The organism is Gordonia sp. (in: high G+C Gram-positive bacteria) (assembly GCF_049299075.1).
GTDB lineage: Bacteria > Actinomycetota > Actinomycetes > Mycobacteriales > Mycobacteriaceae > Gordonia.
Map to the genome: position 1 here is coordinate 1 of NZ_JBAQWU010000469.1, position 2,591 is coordinate 2,591.

The 2,591-nt window shown below is 61.1% G+C and carries 2 protein-coding genes and 1 rRNA gene; all 3 read right to left on the bottom strand.

Annotation, left to right across the window (positions count from 1 at the left end; all coding sequences use genetic code 11):
• Positions 1-68, bottom strand: a 16S ribosomal RNA gene (locus tag WAW85_RS14850); the annotation flags it as partial.
• Between the two features lie 445 nt (positions 69-513).
• Positions 514-1,731 (bottom strand): acetate kinase, encoded by a 1,218-nt coding sequence (locus WAW85_RS14855; protein ID WP_422560364.1) that lies wholly within the window; start codon positions 1,729-1,731, stop codon positions 514-516.
• On the bottom strand, positions 1,728-2,591 hold an 864-nt coding region (pta, locus tag WAW85_RS14860; protein WP_422560365.1), incomplete at its 5' end, for a phosphate acetyltransferase. The genes WAW85_RS14855 and pta, both read right to left, overlap by 4 nt.

Here is a 2,591-nt window from a genome sequence, read left to right on the forward strand (position 1 = left end):
CGTTCGACTTGCATGTGTTAAGCACGCCGCCAGCGTTCGTCCTGAGCCAGGATCAAACTCTCCAAACAAAACATGTATCAGAGAAAAGACCTGACCAAAATAATCCTTCAAACAAAAAAGAATTGACTGGCATCAAAAATAACCATCAAAAAACAAAAAATTCATATCCGAAAATCCTCGACACCAGCCAAAACAAAACTGGCACAAGAAAATCCATCACACACTATCGAGTTCTCAAAAAACACACACCCACCAACACCACACAACCCACCGGCCATGCGAACTTCAATGAGCACAACAACCGCCACCCGACTCGCGGGCAACTGCTCCAGACTACCGCCTGAAACCCTCCCCGTCAAAACCAGGCAAAACCCGGACTCAACGAGTAGAAACTTATCGTAACCGATCCGCTTCCTGCTTGTCAACCCCGAACCCCGAACTTTCCTTAGAAAGTTCTGCCGGAGCAACCCGGTTAAAGTTACACACACCCCAACAAGAACACAACTCCCCAGGTCAGGGGCCTGCAACGACGGCGACGGACTGTCGGGCGATAGCCAACTCTTCATTGGTCGGCACCACCAGCACAGCTACCGAGGAGTCGTCCGTCGAAATCCGGCGGGCCTCACCCGAACGTATGGCGTTGCGCACCGGATCGATCGTGATGCCGTACATCTGCAGGTCAGCGAGCGCATCTGCCCGGACAGCGGCAGCGTTCTCCCCAACGCCGGCAGTGAAGACGAGCGCGTCCACGGCACCGAGCTCAATCAGATAGGCCCCGATGTAGTGCCGGAGGCGGTGCAGGTAGACGCGGTACGCCGCGACGGCTGCCGGGTCGCCGGCGTCGACGCGCTCGAGGATGGTGCGGAAGTCGTTGTCGCCGCACAGGCCTTTCAGACCTGATTGCTTGTTGTAGAGGTGGTCGATCTCGTCGACCGACATGCCGCCGACGCGCGCCAGCTGGAAGGCGATACCCGGATCGATGTCGCCGGTGCGGGTGCCCATGACTAGGCCTTCGAGCGGCGTCATGCCCATCGACGTGTCGATCGGTTGGCCCCTCTGGACGGCCGAGACCGACGCACCGTTACCCAGGTGCAAGACGATTTGGTTGATCTCCTCGACTGGTCGGCCCAGAAACTCCGCTGCTCGGCGGGAAACGTACTGGTGGCTGGTGCCGTGGAAGCCGTACCGGCGGATTGCATACTTGGCGGCGGTCTCGGCGTCGAGGGCATAGGTCGCCGACTCATCGGGGAGATTATGAAAGAAGGCCGTATCAAAGATCGCAACGGCCGGCACATCCGGCAGCAGTGCGGACACCGCTTCGATACCGACCAGGTTGGGCGGATTATGCAGCGGGGCGAGCGGGGCAATGCGTTCGATCTCGGCGCGCACCTCGTCGTCTATCACCGTCGGTGCGTGGAAACTGCGTCCCCCGTGGACGACGCGGTGCCCGACCGCGGCGAGTTCGGCATCGACCAAGAATATTCCGTCCTCGCGCAGCATCTCGGCGACTGTGCCGATCGCAGCCTGGTGATCGGGCAACGAGACCTCCACCGTGCGCTTGCGGCCGAACGCCTCGTGCTTGATGGCCGATCCGGTCGCCTCCCCGATCCGTTCGGCCAGCCCGTCGGCATACACCTTCTCAGTGAGTGGATCGACGAGCTGATACTTCAGCGATGACGAGCCAGCGTTGATCACCAGCACCGCGCCAGGGGCGATGGTCTTTCGAGTCATTTCTGTGCCTTCTTGAGGTTCTGTGCCTTCTTGAGGTTCTGTGCCTGGATCGCGGTGATCGCCACGGTGTTGACGATGTCCGAGACGAGGGCGCCACGCGAGAGATCGTTCATTGGTTTGTTCAGACCCTGCAAGACCGGGCCGATGGCCACGGCGCTCGCGCTGCGTTGCACCGCCTTATACGTGTTGTTGCCGGTATTGAGGTCCGGGAAGATCAGCACCGTCGCCTTCCCGGCGACCGGAGAGCCGGGCATTTTGGCGCTGGCCACCGTCTCATCGATTGCCGCGTCGTACTGGATCGGCCCCTCCACCAGCAGCTCGGGTGCGCGGTCACGGACTAGCTCAGTGGCCGTGCGGACCTTATCCACATCGACGCCGGATCCTGATCCGCCGGTCGAGTACGAGAGCATGGCGACGCGCGGATCGATGCCGAAGGCAGCTGCCGTGGCCGCCGACGAGATGGCGATGTCAGCCAACTCCTCGGATGAGGGGTCGGGCACTACCGCGCAGTCGCCGTACGTGAGGACCCGGTCGGCCAGACACATGAAGAAGACGCTGGACACGGTGGAGACGCCGGGCTGGGTTTTGATGATCTCGAAGGCCGGGCGGATAGTCTGCGCCGTGGTGTGCACCGCGCCGGAGACCATGCCGTCGACCATGCCGGTGTGCAGCATCATCGTGCCGAAGTAGGACTCGTCGGAGACGATCTCGTGCGCCCGTTCCAGGGTCATACCCTTGTGCTTGCGCAGCTCAGTGTAGATCTCGGCGAACTGCCCGGCCAGGTCACTGGTACGCGGATCGATGATGTCGACGTCGGACAGGTCGATGCCGAGATCCTCGGCACGACGACGGACCGTGCC

Excerpts from the sequence above, each read along its gene's own strand:
- WAW85_RS14855 (WP_422560364.1), bottom strand. The coding sequence starts at position 1,731 with ATGACTCGAAAGACCATCGCCCCTGGCGCGGTGCTGGTGATCAACGCT.